Annotated in this window: 16 protein-coding genes; 10 read left to right on the top strand and 6 right to left on the bottom strand. The window is 73.0% G+C overall.

The window, feature by feature from the left end; all coding sequences use genetic code 11:
• The 6 genes from AB0P24_RS30685 to AB0P24_RS30660 all read left to right on the top strand — a co-directional run.
• Positions 1-405 (top strand): alpha-glucosidase C-terminal domain-containing protein (locus tag AB0P24_RS30685; protein WP_365799651.1); only part of this gene is annotated, 405 nt, incomplete at its 5' end.
• 31 nt (positions 406-436) lie between these two features.
• Positions 437-1,792: a maltokinase gene (locus AB0P24_RS30680; protein ID WP_365799649.1), complete on the top strand. Its 1,356-nt coding sequence runs from the start codon at positions 437-439 to the stop codon at positions 1,790-1,792.
• A gap of 4 nt (positions 1,793-1,796) precedes the next feature.
• Positions 1,797-4,010 carry a 1,4-alpha-glucan branching enzyme gene (gene glgB / locus AB0P24_RS30675; protein ID WP_365799647.1) on the top strand — a complete coding sequence of 738 codons (2,214 nt, stop codon included), beginning with the start codon at positions 1,797-1,799 and terminating at the stop codon, positions 4,008-4,010.
• A 106-nt stretch (positions 4,011-4,116) separates the two neighbouring features.
• On the top strand, positions 4,117-5,205 hold the full coding sequence (locus AB0P24_RS30670) for a glutamate--cysteine ligase (protein WP_365799661.1): 1,089 nt from the start codon (positions 4,117-4,119) through the stop codon (positions 5,203-5,205).
• Positions 5,206-5,333: 128 nt separating this feature from the next.
• Positions 5,334-7,235, top strand: coding sequence for an AMP-dependent synthetase/ligase (locus tag AB0P24_RS30665; protein WP_365799645.1), 1,902 nt, complete (start codon positions 5,334-5,336; stop codon positions 7,233-7,235).
• Between the two features lie 96 nt (positions 7,236-7,331).
• A complete protein-coding gene (locus tag AB0P24_RS30660; RefSeq protein ID WP_365799643.1) occupies positions 7,332-7,766 on the top strand; it encodes an ATP-binding protein in 435 nt (144 codons plus the stop codon).
• Between the two features lie 13 nt (positions 7,767-7,779).
• On the opposite strand, the gene AB0P24_RS30655 is transcribed toward AB0P24_RS30660, so the two are convergent.
• Positions 7,780-8,589 (bottom strand): methyltransferase domain-containing protein, encoded by an 810-nt coding sequence (locus AB0P24_RS30655; RefSeq protein ID WP_365799641.1) that lies wholly within the window; start codon positions 8,587-8,589, stop codon positions 7,780-7,782.
• Between the two features lie 250 nt (positions 8,590-8,839).
• Between AB0P24_RS30655 and AB0P24_RS30650 the strand changes: the two genes are divergently transcribed.
• Positions 8,840-10,225 (top strand): NAD(P)/FAD-dependent oxidoreductase, encoded by a 1,386-nt coding sequence (locus AB0P24_RS30650; RefSeq protein WP_365799639.1) that lies wholly within the window; start codon positions 8,840-8,842, stop codon positions 10,223-10,225.
• A 16-nt stretch (positions 10,226-10,241) separates the two neighbouring features.
• Positions 10,242-12,476, top strand: a complete 2,235-nt coding sequence (locus tag AB0P24_RS30645; RefSeq protein WP_365799637.1) for an FUSC family protein — start codon at positions 10,242-10,244, stop codon at positions 12,474-12,476.
• Positions 12,477-12,495: 19 nt separating this feature from the next.
• On the opposite strand, the gene AB0P24_RS30640 is transcribed toward AB0P24_RS30645, so the two are convergent.
• Together AB0P24_RS30640 and AB0P24_RS30635 are read right to left on the bottom strand one after the other, a co-directional pair.
• Positions 12,496-13,326: a SigB/SigF/SigG family RNA polymerase sigma factor gene (locus AB0P24_RS30640; RefSeq protein ID WP_365799635.1), complete on the bottom strand. Its 831-nt coding sequence runs from the start codon at positions 13,324-13,326 to the stop codon at positions 12,496-12,498.
• Positions 13,327-13,561: 235 nt separating this feature from the next.
• A complete protein-coding gene (locus AB0P24_RS30635) occupies positions 13,562-13,981 on the bottom strand; it encodes an ATP-binding protein (RefSeq protein WP_365799633.1) in 420 nt (139 codons plus the stop codon).
• A gap of 398 nt (positions 13,982-14,379) precedes the next feature.
• Here AB0P24_RS30635 and AB0P24_RS30630 point away from each other — a divergent pair, with 398 nt between their 5' ends.
• On the top strand, positions 14,380-14,829 hold the full coding sequence (locus AB0P24_RS30630) for a cyclic nucleotide-binding domain-containing protein (RefSeq protein WP_365799631.1): 450 nt from the start codon (positions 14,380-14,382) through the stop codon (positions 14,827-14,829).
• A gap of 4 nt (positions 14,830-14,833) precedes the next feature.
• Here AB0P24_RS30630 and AB0P24_RS30625 read toward each other — a convergent pair whose 3' ends face one another.
• The gene (locus AB0P24_RS30625) at positions 14,834-16,111 is read right to left on the bottom strand and encodes an MFS transporter (RefSeq protein ID WP_365799659.1); all 1,278 of its coding nucleotides are present in this window, start codon (positions 16,109-16,111) and stop codon (positions 14,834-14,836) included.
• 162 nt (positions 16,112-16,273) lie between these two features.
• Positions 16,274-16,891 (bottom strand): LysE/ArgO family amino acid transporter, encoded by a 618-nt coding sequence (locus tag AB0P24_RS30620; protein ID WP_365799629.1) that lies wholly within the window; start codon positions 16,889-16,891, stop codon positions 16,274-16,276.
• Positions 16,892-16,977: 86 nt separating this feature from the next.
• Here AB0P24_RS30620 and AB0P24_RS30615 point away from each other — a divergent pair, with 86 nt between their 5' ends.
• Positions 16,978-17,862 (top strand): LysR family transcriptional regulator ArgP, encoded by an 885-nt coding sequence (locus tag AB0P24_RS30615; RefSeq protein WP_365799627.1) that lies wholly within the window; start codon positions 16,978-16,980, stop codon positions 17,860-17,862.
• 118 nt (positions 17,863-17,980) lie between these two features.
• On the opposite strand, the gene AB0P24_RS30610 is transcribed toward AB0P24_RS30615, so the two are convergent.
• Positions 17,981-18,673, bottom strand: a complete 693-nt coding sequence (locus AB0P24_RS30610; RefSeq protein WP_365799625.1) for a helix-turn-helix domain-containing protein — start codon at positions 18,671-18,673, stop codon at positions 17,981-17,983.
• Between the last annotated feature and the right edge of the window lie 77 nt (positions 18,674-18,750).

Below are 18,750 nucleotides of genomic sequence, written 5' to 3'. Positions count from 1 at the left end.
ATCATGGACCCGGTCTACGGCTACCAGGTCACCAACGTCGAGGCGTCCATGTCCTCGCCGTCGTCCCTGCTGCACTGGACCCGCCGGATGATCGAAATCCGCAAGCAGAACCCCGCCTTCGGACTCGGGTCCTACACGGAGCTCCAGTCCTCCAACCCGGCCGTGATCGCGTTCCTGCGCGAGTACGAGGACGACCTCGTCCTGTGCGTGCACAACTTCTCCCGGTTCGCCCAGCCCACCGAACTCGACCTGCGGGCCTACGACGGCCGGCACCCGGTCGAGCTGATCGGCGCGGTGCGCTTCCCCGCCATCGGTGAACTGCCGTATCTGCTCACCCTCGCGGGGCACGGCTTCTACTGGTTCCGGCTCTCCCGAGTCGACTCCCGCATCGGCCGTAGGCGCTGAGCGTGCGGAGCCGAGGAAAGGACGCGTCACCATGACGAAGACCGTTGACCCGCCCCGGAGCACGACCGCGGGCCTGGACCGGGCGCTGGTCTCACTGGGCGGGCTGCTGCGCGACTGGCTGCCCCGGCAGCGCTGGTTCGCGGGCAAGGACCGGCCCGTCACAGAGCTGTCCGTGCTGTCCGTGACCGAACTCTTCCCCGGCTGCCTGCACCTGCTCGTCCACGCCGACCACTCCCCCGGCGGGGACGCCGCCCCGTCCGGCGACTGCTACCAGTTGCTGCTCGGCGTCCGCGAACACCGCGCGCCCAGGCTGGAGCGGGCCTGCATAGGCCGGGCCGCGGAGGGCCCGCTGGCCGGGCTCGCGGTCTACGACGCCCTGCACGACCCGCACGCCGCCGGACTGCTCCTGGAACGGCTGCGCATACCCGGCACGGCGGGCCCGCTGCGCTTCGAGACGGCCCCGCGGGCCCGGATACCCGGTGGACTCGCGCCGCGGCTGCTGGACGCCGACCAGTCCAACTCCTCCCTGGTGTACGGCGACTCCTACATCCTGAAGGTGTTCCGGCGGATCCAGCCCGGCGTCAACCCGGACCTGGAGGTGCCCGGCGCGCTGGCCGCGCAGGGCTGCGCGCGGGTACCGGCGCCGGTGGCCTGGTTCCGGACCACCGAGCCGAGCCCGGCGACGCTCGGGGTGCTGCAGCCCTTCCTGCCGAACGCGGCCGACGGCTGGACCCTCGCCCAGCGCGCACTCGCCGCCGAGGACGACTTCACCACCGAGGCGCACGAGCTGGGCCGGGCCACCGCGGAGGTGCATCTCGCGCTCGCCGCCGCCCTCCCGTCCGCCGTCCACGACGAACACCGCCGCACCGCCGAGGCGATGTCGGCACGGCTGGAAGCGGCCGCGCACGCGGTCCCGGCACTGCGGCCGTTCGTCCCCGGGCTGCGCGGCGCCTTCGACGCGCTGGCCACCTGTGGCACCGGGCCGCTCGCCCAGCGGATCCACGGCGATCTCCATCTCGGGCAGGTGCTGCGGGCCGACCACGAATGGTTCGTCATCGACTTCGAGGGCGAGCCGTCCCGGCCGCTCGCCGAGCGGCGCAGCGCCCAGTCGCCGGTGCGGGACGTCGCCGGGATGCTGCGGTCCTTCGACTACGCGGCCCGGCAGCGCCGCCCCTGGCGCCCGGAGTGGGCCCGCCGCTGCCGGGAGGCCTACTGCGCGGGTTACGCTGCCCGGGCCGGCTGGGACCCGCGCGAGACGCACGCGCTGCTGCGCGCCCATGAGACGGACCGCGCGGTGTACGAGGTGGTGTACGAGGCCAGGCACCGGCCGGCCTGGCTTCCGGTTCCGATGGCCGCGATCGAGCGGCTCGCCCGCTGGAGAGGCTGACGTCATGGCACTGCGCGACTCCTCGCTCCCGGAGCCCTCCGGCCCCTGCCGTCGTACGGCCCCGCCCCTGGACGCCGCCGACCGCGGGCGCCTGCTCGCGGGCGCCCACCACGATCCGCACGCCCTGCTCGGCGCCCGCCCGGTGGACGGCGGCACTCTGTTCCGCGCGCTGCGCCCGCACGCCCGCGCCGTGACCGTGCTGGCCGACGGGGTGCGCAGCCCCCTGGCCCCGGAGGGCGACGGGCTCTTCGCGGCCGTGCTGCCCTACGCCGAGGTCCCATCGTACACGCTCCTCGTCGAGTACGGGGACGGGCAGGACGGCGTGCACGAGGTCCACGACCCGTACCGCTTCCTGCCCGCGCTCGGTGAGTTCGACCTGCACCTGATCCGGGAGGGGCGGCACGAGCAGCTGTGGAAGGCGCTCGGGGCCGAGCCGATGACCCATGACGGGGTGGCCGGCACCCGGTTCACCGTATGGGCGCCGAACGCCCAGGGGGTGCGGGTCGCCGGGGACTTCACGTGCTGGGACGGCACGCAGTACCCGATGCGTTCGCTCGGCGCGGCCGGGGTGTGGGAGGTGTTCTTGCCGGGGGTGGGCGAGGGCGCCCGGTACAAGTTCGAGATCACCTCCCGGTACGGCGGCCGGTTCCTCAAGGCGGACCCGATGGCCCGGCGGACGGAGGTACCGCCCGCGACCGCGTCGATCGTGACGGTGTCCCGGCACGAGTGGGCGGACGCCCAGTGGATGGCGCACCGCGGTGACGTGCCGGTGCACGAGGCGCCGTTCTCGGTCTACGAGGTGCACCTGCCGTCCTGGCGCCCCGGCCTGACCTACCGTCAGCTGGCCGAGGAACTGCCCGCGTACGTCAGCGACCTGGGCTTCACGCACGTCGAGTTCATGCCGGTCGCCGAGCATCCCTTCGGCGGCTCCTGGGGCTACCAGGTCACCGGCTTCTACGCGCCGACCTCCCGGCTCGGCACCCCCGACGACTTCAGGTACCTGGTCGACGCCCTGCACCGGGCGGGCATCGGCGTGATCATGGACTGGGTGCCGGCCCACTTCCCGAAGGACGAATGGGCGCTGGCCCGCTTCGACGGGGACCCGCTGTACGAGCCCGGGGACGAGCGGCGGGCCGAGCATCCGGACTGGGGGACCTACGAGTTCGACCTCGGCCGGGTGGAGGTGCGCAACTTCCTGGTCGCCAACGCCGTGTACTGGTGCGAGGAGTTCCACATCGACGGGCTGCGCGTCGACGCGGTCGCCTCCATGCTCTACCTGGACTACTCGCGGGACTCCGGGCAGTGGACGCCCAACGTGTTCGGCGGGCGCGAGGACCTGGACGCGGTGGCGTTCCTCCAGGAGATGAACGCGACCGTGTACCGGCGGGCGCCGGGCGTGGTGACCATCGCCGAGGAGTCCACCGCGTGGGACGGGGTGACCCGGCCGACCGACAGCGGCGGTCTGGGCTTCGGGCTGAAGTGGAACATGGGCTGGATGCACGACTCGCTGGAGTACATCCGGCACGAGCCCGTCCACCGCAAGTACCACCACGACGAGATGACCTTCTCGATGGTCTACGCGTACAGCGAGAACTACGTCCTGCCGATATCCCATGACGAAGTGGTCCACGGCAAGCGGTCCCTGGTGTCGAAGATGCCCGGCGACTGGTGGCAGCAGCGTGCCAACCACCGCGCGTATCTGGCCTTCATGTGGGCCCATCCGGGCAAGCAACTGCTCTTCATGGGGCAGGAGTTCGCTCAGGGCGGCGAGTGGTCGCACGCCGACGGCCCCGACTGGTGGCTGCTCGACCCGGGGTACGGGGCCGAGGCCGATCACCGGGGTGTCCGGGATCTGGTCCGCGATCTCAACTCCGCCTACCGCGCGCGCCCCGCGCTGTGGCAGCGCGACACCGATCCGGCGGGCTTCCAGTGGGTCGTGGGGGACGCGGCCGAGGACAACGTCTTCGCCTTCCTGAGGTTCGATGCCGAGGCCCGCCCGCTGCTGGCGGTCTCCAACCTCTCCCCCGTGGTGCGTCCCGGCTACCGGCTGAGCGTGCCCAGGGGCATCCCCGTCTGGCAGGAGATCCTCAACACCGACAGTGCCCGGTACGGCGGCGGGGACGTCGTCAGCCGGGGTCCGCTGCTCGCCGACGACGGGGTTGTGCGGCTCACGCTGCCCCCGCTCGGCACGGTGTGGCTGGAGCCTGTCGCCCCGTAGCCCGTCCAGGGCCCCGGCACGTGTTTCCGCGGCCGGGGCCGGGCAGTCCGGGATGAAAGACCCCGCCGCGCCCGGTCGCGGCCCGGCCGGAGGGCGGTTCCAAGTGCTGCGTACCGTCGGAGTGGAGGAAGAACTGCTGCTGGTCCACCCGGACAGCGGGGAGCCCATGCCCTGGTCGGCCGCCGTCCTCGACCGCGCCGCCCAGGACGATCCCGGACAGGCCGTGTTCCAGATGGAGCTGTTCGGGCAGATGCTGGAGCTCGCGACCAGTCCGCAGCGGGACATGGCCGAGCTCGGCGCCGAGATCGTGCGGTGCCGCAAGGAGGCGGGCCGGCTGGCGGGCGAGATCGGGTGCGCGGTGGCTGCGCTGGCCACCTGTCCCCTGCCGGTCGACCCGGCGCTCACCCGCCACGAGCGCTACCACTGGATGGCCGGGCGGTACGGCGCCGCCATGGCGGACTGGTTCGTCTGCGGCTGCCATGTACACGTGTCGGTCGAGTCCGACGAGGAAGGGGTCGCCGTCCTCGACCGGATCCGGCCCTGGCTTCCGGTGCTGCGCGCGCTCAGCGTCAACTCGCCGTACTGGCAGGGCCGGGACTCCGGTTACGCCAGCTTCCGCAGCCGGCTGTGGGCGCGCGGCCCGTCGGCGGGGCCGACCGAGCTGTTCGGCTCGGCCGAGCGGTACCGGCGGCGGGTCGCGGACATGGTGGCCAGCGGGGTCATCCTCGACACGGGAATGGTGTACTTCGACGCGCGCCTTTCCACGCGCTACCCGACGGTGGAGATCCGGGTGGCCGACGTGTGCCTGCGGGCGGACACCACCGTCCTCGTCGCCACGCTGATCCGCGCCCTGGTGGAGACGGCCGCGCGCGACTGGCGGGCCGGACGGCCGCCGCTCGATCCCAGCGTGAGCATCCTCCGGCTGGCCTCCTGGCTGGCCGCCCGCGACGGCCTGGACCGCGACCTTCTCGACCCCGTGACCATGCGGCCCCGGCCCGCGGCCGACGTGGTGCGCGCCCTGCTGGCCCACACCGCGGACGCGCTCGCGGACAGCGGGGACACGGTGGGCGCCGAGGAGGCCGTCGCACAGCTGCTGTACAGGGGCACCGGCGCCCGCGAGCAGCGGTCGTTCCTGGAGCGCACCGGGAGTCTGCGGGGCGTCGTCGTGGAGTGTGTGCGCCGCACCCAGGGCTGAGCTTGGTCATCAGGCGGAAACGAGTTGACCGTTCCCGACACGGGCCGCACTCCCCTGGGCTACATTCGACCCGCATCGACGACAGTACTGATCGGGAGGGTAACCCTCCGTACATCCAGGAGCAGCGCATGCGCGACTACGCCCTCGCTCCGACGGCCGCTTCGACCCTGACCGGCGGGCTCGCCGACAGCATTTTCGAGACGGCGGACCGGAACCCCACACTGCCGGTACTGGCGCGCCGGCCCGAGGCCGCGGCGCGCTGGGAGGAGGTCACCGCGGCCGAGCTGCGGGACGAGGTCGTCGACCTGGCCAAGGGGCTGATCGCGTCGGGGATCTCGCCCGGGCAGCGGGTGGCCGTGATGGCGCGGACGCGCTACGAGTGGACGGTGTTCGGCCTCGCGCTGTGGTCGGTGGGGGCGGAGATCGTCCCGATCCATCCGACGTCCTCGCGGGACCAGGTCGAGTGGATCCTGCGGGACGCCGGCTGTGTGGCGGTGATGGTCGAGGACGAGCAGGCGGTGATGACCGTCGGCACCGTGTGCGCGGGGCTGCCCCGGCTCAAGCACGTGTGGCAGCTGGACGCGGACGCGCTGCCCGAGCTGGTGCGGAAGGGCGTGTTCGTCCCGCTGACCACGGTGGAGTCGCTGCGCCGGATCGTGATGCCGGACTCCACGGCGGCCATCACCTACACCTCCGGCACCTCGGGCCGCCCGCTGGGCTGCGCGCTGAGCCACCGCGGGCTGGCCTACCCCTGCGACACGCTGCTGGCGGGCTGGGGGCACACCGCGGCGCGCCAGGGCGAACAGGCCTCCGTCCTTGCCTTCCTGCCGTTCTCGCACGTGTACGGACTGATGATCATGGTGATCTGTCTGCGCGGCGGGATCCTGATGGGGCACGAGCCGGAGATGACCGAGACCGCGCTGGCCGAGGCGCTGCGCACGTTCCGGCCGACCTATCTCTACGCCGTGCCGTCGGTGCTGGAGAAGGTGTACAAGACGTTCCTGCGCACCTCCCAGCAGCACGGCCGGGGGGCCCTGTTCGAGCGGGCCGCGGAGACCGCGCGGGACTTCGCGGCGGCCCTGGAGCGGCAGCGGCTGGGCACCGGCACGGGCCCGGGCTTCGACCTGCGGCTGCAACACGCCCTGTACGAGCGGACGGTGTACCGCAAGCTGCGCGGGGCGCTCGGCGGCCGGGTGCTGCGGGCCACGTCCGGCGGCTCCTCGCTCAGCCGGGAACTCACCCTGTTCTACGAGGGCATCGGTGTGTACGTCCACGACGGCTACGGCCTCACCGAGTCCAGCGGCGGGATCACCATGCAGCCGCTGGGCCGGGAGAAGTCGGGCACGGTCGGCCAAGCCCTGCCGGGCACCCAGATCCAGGTGGCCGACGACGGCGAGATCCTGGTGCGCGGGCCGTCGGTGTTCCAGGGGTACGTCGGTGACGACTACGCGACCCGGGCCGCGCTGCGCGGCGGCTGGCTGGCCACCGGGGACATCGGGCGGCTGGACTCCGAGGGCTATCTGACCATCACCGGCCGCAAGAAGGACATCATCATCACCAGCAGCGGCAAGAGTGTGGCCCCGGCCCCGCTGGAGCAGCGGCTGCGGATGCACCCGCTGGTGCACCAGGCGGTGGTCGTCGGCGACGACCGGCCCTGTGTGGGCGCGCTGATCACCCTGGACCCGGACTTCCTCGCGCACTGGCGGGGGGCGCTGGCGGTGCCGGGCGACGCGCCCGGGCGCGAGGCACGCGAGGAGAACGCGCTGCGCGAGGAGATCGCCCGCGCCATCGCGTCCGCCAACAGCGTGGTCTCGCGCTCCGAGTCGATCCGGGTCTACCGGGTGCTCCAGGAACCGTTCGCCCCGGGCAACGGCATGCTGACACCGTCGATGAAGCTGCGCCGGGACGCCATAGCGCGCCACTACGCGGCCGAGATCGACGCCATGTACCAGGCCCGCTCGCAGGCGGTGCGCCGGGCCGGCCGGCCGGAGCCGGCCGACTGGGACGACTCGGACAACGTCTTCCGGTGAGCGGATCACGCGTATTCGCCGCCGTGGTGGGAACTCGCGGCGAAGAAGAGGAGACCAACGCGACGACGGCCCCTTCGCGGGGCTGAAAGAGACGAGATGGGGACCGGACCACGGCGGGACGACAGACGATCCACGGAGGAGACCGACGACTGCACGGTCTCCTTCCCGGGGCGCCTGCGCGATGTGACCGGTGCCCGGCTCGCGGCCGACGGCTACCTCGCGGGCCTCGCCCGCACCTCACCGCCCACCGGTCCCGACTGCTGGAACGACATCCTGCTGGTCGTGACGGAACTGGCCGCCAACGTCGTCCAGTACGCGCCGGGACCCTTCGAGCTGCGGATGCGCCGTACGTACGACGGCGTCCACGTCACGATGCACGACTCCAGCCGGGTCCGGCCCGAGCCGCGGCCCTTCCACCCGCAGGGGGGCGGGGGCGGCATCGGCTGGCATCTGCTGCACACCCTGTGCGACCAGGTCAGCGTGGTCGTCACCGAAGACGGAAAGGACGTCCACGCCTTCCTGCCCTGGTGAGGGCCGGTCGCGGTCACTCGGGCCGGTGCGCGACCGCCCCGAACATCGTGACGGACATGTGCACCGCTCCCCGCTCGGCGGCCTCGGCGAGGTCGGCGTACAGGGTGTCCCGCTGCTCCTCCGTGACGGCACCGGTGCGCACGGCGGCCTCGCCGAGCATGCGGATCAGCGGCCAGGCGACCGAGCGGTGGTCCTGGAGCAGGGCCTGCGAGCCGCGGTCGTCCACCACGAATCCGGCGGCGCTCAGCTGGCCCACCAGCCGGCGCCCGGAGTAGGGGTTGGCGCCGCCGAGGGCGGCCGCGGTCAGCGCGCGCACCACCGCCGGGTCGCCGGGGTGCAGGAGGGTGGTCCCCCAGTCGGTGTCCAGCACGGCCACCCGGCCGCCGGGGCGCAGCACCCGGGCCATCTCGGCGATCGCCCGGTCGGGCTCGTGGAGGTGCTGGAGGACCCGCTCGCACCACACGACGTCCATCGAGCCGTCCGGCACCGGCAGGGCCTCCGCGTCGCCGTGCAGGAAGCGGGCCCGGCTGTGGGCGGAGCGCTCCTCGGCGACCGCGCGCAGACTCGGGTTGACCTCGACGCCGATGGCGACGCCGTCCGGAGCGGCCGCGTCGGCCAGTGCCCGGGTCTGCGAGCCGGTTCCGGAGCCGACGTCGAGGATCCGTTCGCCGGGCCGCACCGCCAGTGCCTCCTCGGCCCAGGCGCGCAGCCGCCGTACGCCGGGGTTGGCGTCCTGGCTGTCGAGGGCGGCCACCAGCGGGGACACCCGGTCCGGGTCGATGTGCCGCTTCTGGAAGCCCGTTCCGGGCTGGGTCTGCGCCATGGCGGGCACTCTACTGGCGTACGTGATCGCCGTGGGGCCGCCTGTGCCCGGACGGTAATCCGCCGCATGTCTGTGCGACATCCGGTTTCCTGCGGCGCTCCAGGGGCATGCTGGAGCCCACGCGTTCGGCTGGCTGCCCCGCCCGGCTGGCAGAACGGCGTCGGGCACGGTGGGATCGATGTGGTGCGAAGCTAGCGTTCCGGGGCACGCGAAGGGCGTTGAGCCGGACGGCCCGGAGCAGCGGAAAGGGATGGACACCGTGACACGACCCAGGATCCTGGTGGTGGGCGCAGGCTTCGCCGGAGTGGGATGCGTGCGCCGCCTGGAGCGGAGACTCTCCCCCGACGAAGCCGATGTCACCCTGGTGTCGCCGACTTCGTACCAGCTCTATCTGCCCCTGTTGCCGCAGGTCGCCTCGGGAGTGCTGACGCCCCAGTCGATCGCCGTCTCGCTGCGGCGCAGCAAGAGGTACCGCACCCGGATCATCCCGGGCGGCGCGATCGGGGTGGACCTGAAGTCCAAGGTGTGCGTCGTGCGCACCATCACCGACCAGCTCGTCGACGAGCGGTACGACTACATCGTGCTGGCCCCGGGAAGTGTCACCCGCACCTTCGACATTCCCGGCCTGACCGAGCACGCGTTCGGGATGAAGACCCTCGCCGAGGCCGCCTACATCCGCGACCACGTCATCTCCCAGCTCGACCTGGCCGACGCCAGCGACAACCCGGCCGAGCGCGCGGCGCGGCTGCAGTTCGTGGTGGTCGGCGGCGGCTACGCGGGCACCGAGACCGCGGCCTGTCTGCAGAAGCTCACGCACGCGGCGCTGCACCGCTACCCGAACCTGGACCCGAAGCTGATCAGGTGGCACCTGATCGACATCGCCCCGAAGCTGATGCCGGAGCTCGGCGACAAGCTCGGCCGCAGCGCCCAGGAGGTGCTGCGCCGCCGCGGCATCGAGGTCTCGCTGGGAGTGTCGATCGCGAAGGCGGGCCCCGAGGAGGTCACCTTCACCGACGGCCGTGTGGTGCCCACCCACACGCTGATCTGGACGGCCGGGGTGGCCGCCAGCCCGCTGATCGCCACCATGGGCGCGGAGACGGTCCGCGGACGCCTGGCGGTCACCGCCGAGATGACCCTGCCCGGTCATGACGGGGTGTTCGCGCTCGGTGACGCGGCGGCCGTACCGGACAAGGCGAAGGACGAGGCGGGCGCGGTCTGCCCGCCGACCGCGCAGCACGCCATGCGGCAGGGCAGGGCGGTCGCCGACAACGTCATCGCGGCCCTGCGGGGCCTGCCGCTCCATCCGTACGTGCACAGGGACCTGGGGCTGGTGGTGGATCTCGGCGGAAAGGACGCGGTCTCCAAGCCGCTGGGCATCGAACTGCGCGGCCTGCCCGCCCAGGCGGTGGCCCGCGGTTACCACTGGTCGGCGCTGCGCACCAACGTGGCCAAGACCCGGGTCGCGACCAACTGGCTGCTGAACGCGCTGGCCGGTGACGACTTCGTGCGCACCGGCTTCCAGTCCCGCAAGCCCGCCCGGCTCAAGGACTTCGAGTACACGGACACCTATCTGACGCCGGAGCAGGTCCGGGCGCGCGCCGAGGGACCCGATGCCCCCGGTGCCGCCCCGGCGTGACGCGGAGCGCGGCTCGGTGAGAGCGGGGGGACGGCCGGGGTGGGCGGAGGTCCGGGGGCGGCTCGCGGCGGCCGACCCCGGGCTGCTGCGTTTCACCGCCGGGCTGCGCACGGTCGCCTCGATCGCGCTCACGCTCGCCGTGCTGTCGGCGCTGCGGTTCGACGTGTCCCATCTGGTGGCCGGGGCCATCGCGGCGATGGTCGCCACCTTCGCGATCCGGGAGAAGGGGCGGCCTCAGCAGGCCGTCACGCTCGCCCTGGGCCTGCCTGTGGCCCTCGCCTCGATGTCGCTGGGCGCGCTGCTCAACGCGCGGGTGGTGATCGGCGACCTGTTCTTCGTGGCGCTCATCTTCTGCGCGGTCTACAGCCGCCGTTTCGGCGACCGGGGAACGGCGCTCGGGCTGATCGGCTTCCAGATCTACTTCGCCTCGCTGTTCGTGCACGCGACCGGGCCCGCGCTGCCGGGCCTGTATGTCACGATCACGGTCGCGTTCGGCTGCGCGGCCCTGGCGCGGTTCGTGCTGGTGCGGCAGACGGCCGCGGGCATCCTTGACCGGCTGCGGCGCGCCTTCCGGACCCGGTTCGCCCAACTGGTCGCCGCACAGGCGGAGTTGCTCGACGCGGGACCGGACGGGCTGGACCGGGCGGTGGAGGAGGTCCGGGTCAGGACCGCCCGGCTGCACGAGACGGCGCTGCTGATCCAGGGGCGGCTCGCGGACGGCACCTCGGACGAGGCGGTGGCCAGGCTGGTGCAGCGCCGGATCGCGGACGCCGAGATCGCAGCCGAGCGGCTCGGGCTGCTGCTGCTCACCGCCCGCAGCGCCGAGCGGGCGGACACGCTCACCCTTCATCTGCCGGGCGCCCCGCTGCCGTCGGCCGCCGTGGAGCCGGTGCGGGACGAGGCGATGGAGCGGCTGCGGCTCGATCTGGAGGCGCTGCGGCTGCTGGTGCTGCGGCCGGCCGGACCCGAGAGGGGGACCGCGCTGGCCCGGCTGCGCAACCGGCTGCTCGGCTACCGCGAGGGGGAGGACCTGCCGCCCGCGCCGGCCGCCGTCCAGGACGTGTTCCGGGGCATCGGCGAGGCCGCGCGGTCGGTGCTGGGGCTGCGGATCGCGCTGGACGGGCCGCAGGACGAGTCCGACGACACCCCGGCCACCTCCCGGTCCCGGGAGGAACTGGACGCCGAGGACGCGGCCATCGAGGGCGCCGAGGAGGCCACCGGACTGCGCCGGCCGACCACGCGGGCGGCGGTGCAGGTGGCGGTCGGCTCCTCGCTGGCCATCGTGGGCGGCGAGTTCCTGTCCGCCCAGCGCTGGTACTGGGCGGTGCTGACCTGCTGGATCGTGTTCCTCAACACCGCGTCCACCGGCGAGATCCTGGTCAAGGGCTACCGGCGGCTGCTCGGCACGGTCCTCGGCGTGGTGGTCGGCATCGTGCTCGCGGGACTGGTCGGGCACCGCACCTGGACCGCGTTCGGTCTGGTGCTGCTCTTCATCTTCGCGATGTTCTACTCGGCACCGCTGTCGTACACGCTGATGTCGTTCTTCGTGACGGCGATGCTGGGCCTGCTGTACACGCTTCTGAACACCTACAGCCTGGACGTCCTGGTGCTGCGGGTGGCGGAGACGGCGCTCGGCGCGGTGTGCGGGGTGATCGCGGCCGCGGTGGTGCTGCCGGTGCACACGGACCGCCGTACCGACGAGCTGCTGGCGGGGACGCTGGACCGGCTGGCCGACGTCACCCGGGCCGCCGCCGACCAGTTGAGCGGGGCGCCGCCGGTCGACCTGGTGGAGAAGGCCCGGGCCCTGGACCAGGCGCTGGCCGATCTGGCGGCGGCCGTGCAGCCGCTGACGCATCCGATCACCCCGCTGCGCGCCCGCCGGGACACCGCGCGCTATGTGGTCGCGCTCCTGGAGACGTGTGCCTATCACGCGCGCTCCCTCGCGGCGACGGCGGAACTGCTGCCCACTCACCCGTCGATCGCCGCCGATCCCCGGCTGCGCGGGGCGGCGCAGCGCATCGTGCACAACATCGAGGCGATCGCCGCCCAGGTCGCCGGCCGGCCGCCCGTCCTGCCCGGGATCGAGACCGGTCCCAGCATCGCGGCGATGCTGGAGCCGGGCACGCTGGGCGCCCCGCGCTACGGCCGGGTGACCGACCGGGTGCTGCGCCATCTGCAGCGCCTCGACGAGGCGGTGGTGGGCCTGGCCCGGCCGCTGGGGGTGCCGGTGCGGCCGCCCGCGACCGCCTGACCGGGCAGGCCGCGGGGCGTCAGACGGACCGCCCCATGGCCTCGGCCCTGACCCGGGCGCAACTGCGGCTGATGAGCCGGGAGACGTGCATCTGGGAGATGCCTAGCCGGTCGGCGATCCGGCTCTGCGTCATGTCCTCGAAGAACCGCATGTAGAGGATGGCCCGCTCGCGCTCGGGAAGCCGCCGCAGCCCCGCCTTGGCCGCCTCCCGGTCGACGACGACGTCGTAGGAGCCGTCGGACTGCCCCAGGGTGTCGGCGAGGCTGTAACCGTCCTCGCCCATGGAGAGTTCGGCGTCCAGGGACAGGGTGCTGAAGCTCTCCAGCGCCTCCAGGCCGGCGGTGACCTCCTCCTCGGTCAGCCCGGTGTGGGCGGCGATGGCCGCGGGGGTGGGTTCCGGGGATCCGGGGAGCTCGGTGAGTTCGCGCCGGGCCACCCGCACCCGGTTGCGCAGTTCCTGCACCCGGCGCGGTACGCGCAGCGCCCACATGCGGTCGCGGAAGTGCCGCTTGACCTCGCCGGTGATGGTGGGCACCGCGTAGCTCTCGAAGGCTCCGCGGGAGGGGTCGTAGCGGTCGACGGCCTTGACCAGGCCGAGCGCGGCGACCTGGCGCAGGTCCTCCACGGACTCGCCGCGGTCGCGGAAGCGGCCGGCGATCCGGTGGGCCATGGGCAGCCAGGCCGCGACCAGTTCGTCGCGCAGGGCGTCCCGCTCGGGTCCGTCGTCGAGCCCGGCGAGGCGGGTGAAGAGGACCGCCGTGTCGGGGGCGTCGTCGTGGGTGCGGCGGGGCGTCGCGGGGGTGGTGTGGTCGGGCGTGCGGGGACGGCTGGTCGGCAAATCGGTGGGCATGCGGAATCGCTCCTGAACTGTGGGTTTCAGGGCGTCACCGGGACGTGGTCCCGGGACTCGGCCCGAACTGCGGTGTCAGGTTCGCCGCGGAAGCACCGCCCGGACCGCTCTGCAGGCCCGGGGGCTGTCGTACGACCGCTCCCGCTGGCGCGCGCCTCCGGTCCGAAGCACGACACTCCGCCTGCCCCTTTGATCCGGGCGCAAACACCGCCCGCCCGGAAGTCCGCTCACCGGTTCAGTTCAGCGGTACGACAGCGGTGATCCGCTTGCCTCCGCGGGGCAGTCCGGCGACCTCCACGTCACGGGCCAGCCGGCAGACGATGGGCCAGCCCCGGCCGCCGGCCCGCCACCGGTTTCGTTCGTCCACGGCCCGTTCGGCCACGGGCACCTCGTCGCTGCGGTCGCTGACCGACACCCGTACCGCGCAGCCCTCGACGTCGACGTCGAAGCCGGTGATCCCGCCGCCGTGCAGGATCGCGTTGGTGGTCAGTTCCGAGGTGACGAGCAGGGCGTCGTCGAGGGCGTCCGCGGCGCACGGCCGGCCCCGCCGGGCGACGGCGCCACGCACCGCTCTGCGGGCGTCGGCCGGCCGCAGCGGCGGCCGACAGGACTCAATCGGTGCGACTGTTGACTCGGTCCGGTGCTTTTCCTGCATCCTTTCGCTCCCTGGGTGGTGGACCGGCCGGCCGGCTGTGTCCCGTCCGTTACCGGGCTCTTCCTTTCGGCTCACCGCTCGGGGCACCGCCAAACCAGTTCGTGGGCCGCGGGGGCTCCCCAAAGTGAAACAGGTCACGTAGCCTGTTCCCAGTTGCACGAAACGGGTCCGGATGGTTTACCGTTCACTCATAAGTGGTCGAGGAGTTGACATCAGGTCCTCCCGCGCCACCTCTGACGGCCCTGGCTGGTCTCCCCCGTCCAGCCAGGGCTTTTTCATGTCCGGACCTTTTCCCGACGGCGATTCTCACCTTCTTCGAGGTGCCCGGCGAGGCGGCAGCGGCTGAAATGGGCGTAGGGAAAGCACCCCGTACCCTCGCCGGCGAGGAGCCCCGACCCATGACCAAAGCCATCAAACTGCTGACCGCACTGCCGCAGGCGCAGCGCGAGCGCCTCATGGAACTGGCTCACGAGGTGTCCTTCCCCGAGGACACCAGGATCTTCGAGGCCGGGGGCACCGCGGACCGCTTCTGGGTGATCCGCTCCGGAGCCGTCAACCTGGACCAGGAGGTGACGCCCCGCAAACGGGTCACCGTCGCCAGCCTGGGCGCCGGCGACCTGCTCGGCTGGTCCTGGCTGTTCCCGCCGTACACCTGGGACTTCGGGGCGGTGGCCTTCAGCCAGGTACGGGCCTACGAGTACGACGCGTCGGCCGTGCTCGCACTGTGCGTGGAGGACCCGCTGCTCGGGCTGTCGCTGGTGCGCACCGTCGCCGAGATCCTCGCCAGCCGCCTGGAGGTCACCCGGGGCAAGCTCCTCGACGCCTACGTCGGGCGACGGCCCGTGTAGGCGGTCAGACGCGGTAGCGGCGCAGGGCCGGAACCGCGGCGGCCAGGGCCAGCATCACGGCCACCACCAGCAGTCCGCCGCCCGCGACCGCCGCCCGCGGCCCGAAGACCGATCCCGCGGTGCCGTGCAGCACGTCGGCCAGGCGCGGGCCGCCCGCGACCACCACGGTGAACACGCCCTGCATCCGGCCCCGCATCTCGTCGGTGGCGGCCGAGAGCAGGATCGCGCCGCGGAAGACCATCGAGACCATGTCGGCGATCCCGGCGGCGGCCAGGAAGGCCACGGCGATCCAGAGGTTGCGGCTCAGTCCGAACCCGGCGACGGCCGCGCCCCAGCCGACGACCGCGCCGATCACCATCAGGCCGTGCCGACGCGCCCGCGAGAAGGTGCCGGAGAAGAGCCCGCCGAGGACCGCGCCGATGGGGATCGCGGCGAACAGCAGGCCGAGCGCGAGCCCTTCGCCGTAGGGGGCGTAGGTCTGGGCGGCGAGCTGCGGGAACAGGGCGCGGGGCATGCCGAGGACCATCGCGATGATGTCCGCGAGGAACGACAGCAGCAGCACCTTGTGCATGGAGATGTACCGGAAGCCCTCGGCGATCTCGCGCACCCCGGCGCGCCGCGATCGCGCGCCCCCGAGCGGCGGCAGCGCGGGCAGCCGGTAGACCGCCCACACCGTCACGCACAGCGCCAGCGCGTCGATCAGGTACAGCTCGGGCAGCCCGATCACGGGAATCAGGGCGCCGGCGAGCAGCGGTCCGACCACCTGCCCGGTCTGCATGACCGTCGAGCCGAGCGCGTTGGCGGCGGGCAGCTGCGCCTCGGGGACCAGCCGGGCGATGGAGGCGGTCCGGGCGGGCGCGTTCAGGCCCCAGAAGGCCTGCTGCATCGCGAGCAGCACCATCAGCGCGGCCACGGACCTCATCCCGGTGGCCGCCTGGGCGAAGAACAGCAGCGAGGTCACGCCGATACCGACGTTGGTGATCAGCAGCAGTCTGCGGCGGTCCATGGTGTCGGCCACCGCGCCGCCCCACAGCGCGAACACGATCAGCGGCAGCAGCCCGGCGAGGCTCGCCGCGCCGACCCAGGCGGACGACCCGGTGATGTCGAAGATCTGCTTGGGCACGGCGACGGCGGTCAGCTGGCTGCCGACCGAGGTGACGATGGTCGACGTCCACAGCCGGCGGTAGGCCGGGATGCGCAGCGGGCGGGTGTCCATCGCCCAGCGGCGCCAGCCGCTGCGGGGCGGGGCCGCCGGGGTGTCGTCGGGGGTCTGGGTCTGTATGTCGGACTGGGTGCCGCTCTCGCTGGTGTCCACGGAGTTCCTGGTGTCCTGGTCTTTCTCGATGCCCGCTACATCTTCTGGTTGCCGGTTCACTATCGCAGCAACTTCCGTGGCCGCCGAACCGGTTGTCTCAGGATGCGGCTGTTCGAGGATCCGGGCGCCTCAGGGTCGCGCCACGAGCATCAGGCCGAGCGCGATCATGGTCAGCGCCACCAGCCCGTCCAGCACCCGCCAGGCGCCCGGCCCGGCGAGGTACCGGCCGAGCAGCCGGGCGCCGAAGCCGAGCGCGGTGAACCAGCAGAGGCTGGCCAGGGCGGCGCCGAGCCCGAAGGTCCAGCGCAGGTCGCCGCGGTCGGCGGCGAGGGAGCCGAGCAGGAACACGGTGTCGAGGTAGACGTGCGGGTTGAGCCAGGTCATGGCCAGGCAGGTGAGCACCGCCCGCCGCCGGGAGCCCGCCGCCTCGCCCTCGGTGCGCAGGCCGCCGGTGCCGGGGCGCAGCACCCGGCGGGCGGCCAGGGCGCCGTAGCAGAGCAGGAAGGCGCCGCCGGTCAGCCCGACCGCCCGCACCGCCCCCGGCCAGGCCACCACGACGGCGCCCACCCCGCCGACGCCGAGCGAGATGAGCACGGCGTCGGAGAGCGCGCAGATGCCGACGACCACGAGGACCGCCTCACGGCGGATGCCCTGGCGCAGTACGAAGGCGTTCTGGGCGCCGATGGCGACGATGAGCGAGAGGCCGCTGCCGAAGCCCGCGGCAGCGGCGGTGAGAGGGCTGGACATGCCCCAGACGCTACGGAGGCGATCACCGGGCGTACAGCTAAAGATTCTTACGTACCCTTAGCATCGCTGAAGGAAGGAGCGGGACGGTGGAGCTGCCCCTCGACCAGGTGCGGACGCTGCTGGCGGTGGTGGACGAGGGCACCTTCGACGCGGCGGCCGCGGCCCTGCGTGTGACGCCGTCGGCGGTCAGCCAGCGGGTGAAGGCCCTGGAGCAGCGCACGGGCCGGGTGCTGCTCCAGCGCACCAAGCCGGTACGGCCGACGGAGTCGGGCGAGGTGCTGGTCCGGTTCGCCCGGCAGCTGGCCCGGCTGGAGCGGGACGCGCGCGGCGAGCTCGGCATGAGCGGCGCCGGGGAGCCGACCCGGGTGCCGGTGGCGGTCAACGCGGACTCGCTGGCGACGTGGTTCCTGGGGGCGCTGGCCGGGCTGCCGGGCGTCTATGTCGAACTGCGGCGCGAGGACGAGGATCACACGGCGGCGCTGCTGCGGGAGGGGCTGGTGATGGCGGCGGTGACCTCGTCGCCGGATGCGGTGCCGGGGTGTTCGGTGCGGGCGCTGGGGCGGATGCGGTACCTGCCGGTGGCGGCGCCGGGGTTCGCGGCGGCGCATCTGACGGGCGGGCTGCCGGACGCGCTCGCCGGGGCGCCGGTGATCGTGTTCGACCGGCGGGACGATTTCCAGGACGGGTTCGTACGACGGCTGGGCGGTGCGGGCGCGAGCGCGCTGCGGCACTACGTGCCGACGTCGGAGGGGTTCGTGGATGCGGTGACGGCCGGGCTGGGGTGGGGGATGGTGCCGGAGGCACAGGCCCAGCCGCGGTTGCGGGAGGGGCGGTTGGTCCGGCTCGGTGGGCGCGAGCTGAGGGTTGACGTGCCCTTGTACTGGCAGCAGTGGAAGCTGGATTCGCCGGCTCTGGGGGCGGTGGCGGAGGCGGTGATGCATACGGCGGGGCGTACGCTGCGCCGACCGTGAGGGGGCAGCCGGTGATCGCGCGAGTGCGGGCCGGCGGGGACTTCTCGCGCCCACGCGGCGGCGCCGCACATCGGACACAGCCCCGCGCCCCTGAGGGGGCGCTTGAGGCCAGGGGTGTTCACAAGGACCGTGCGGCGCTGTCCAGGAGCATCTCCAGGGCCGTTGGATAGGCGCTCGTCACCATGCGCTTCGCCAGCAGCCGCGACGCCTCCGCGATGCGTGGGTGGGTGGCGGCCGGCAGGCGGGCGTAGGTCGAGTGCCACTTGTCCTCGTCGGCTCGCTGGGAGTCCTTCGGGAGGGTGAGGGAGGCCGCGTCCAGGGCGGCGAAGGCGAGGGTCTGGTCGATGAAGGCGTGGTAGATGCGGACGGTGTCGGCCAGTGCGAAGCCCGCGGTGCGCAGGACGTCCAGGACCGCCTCGTCGGCGGCCAGTTCGTGCGCTCGCCCCGTCACGCGGTTCGTCGTCAGCAGGGCCGCCTGCGGGTGGGCCACGTACTGCGCGTGGATGCGCAGGCCGATCGTCCGCAGGTCCGTCCGCCACTCCCCCGTCGGCGTCCAGCCGGCCAGCGCCTGGCCGATGAGCGCGTCGCCGATCGCCAGGGTCAGGTCGTCCATGCCCCGGAAGTAGCGGTACAGGGTGCTGGGGTCGCAGTCGAGGGCGAGGCCCAGGCGGCGGGCGGTCAGGCCCGCGCTGCCGTGCTCGCGCAGCAGGCGCAGTGCGGTCTCCACGATCAGCCGCTCGGAGAGCACGGTTCCGCCGCGGGTGGGGCGGCGCCGGCGGCGCTTCTCCTCCGGTACGACCGTCTTGGGCATCGCGCACACTCCCTGCCGTCCTTATGCCAACGCCATTGACCTTACGTGACGGCCGGGCGTTTCATTCCGGCCAGGGC

This window comes from Streptomyces sp. NPDC086519, from assembly GCF_040686075.1.
GTDB lineage: Bacteria > Actinomycetota > Actinomycetes > Streptomycetales > Streptomycetaceae > Streptomyces > Streptomyces shenzhenensis.
This window is presented reverse-complemented; position numbering and strand designations above follow the sequence as displayed.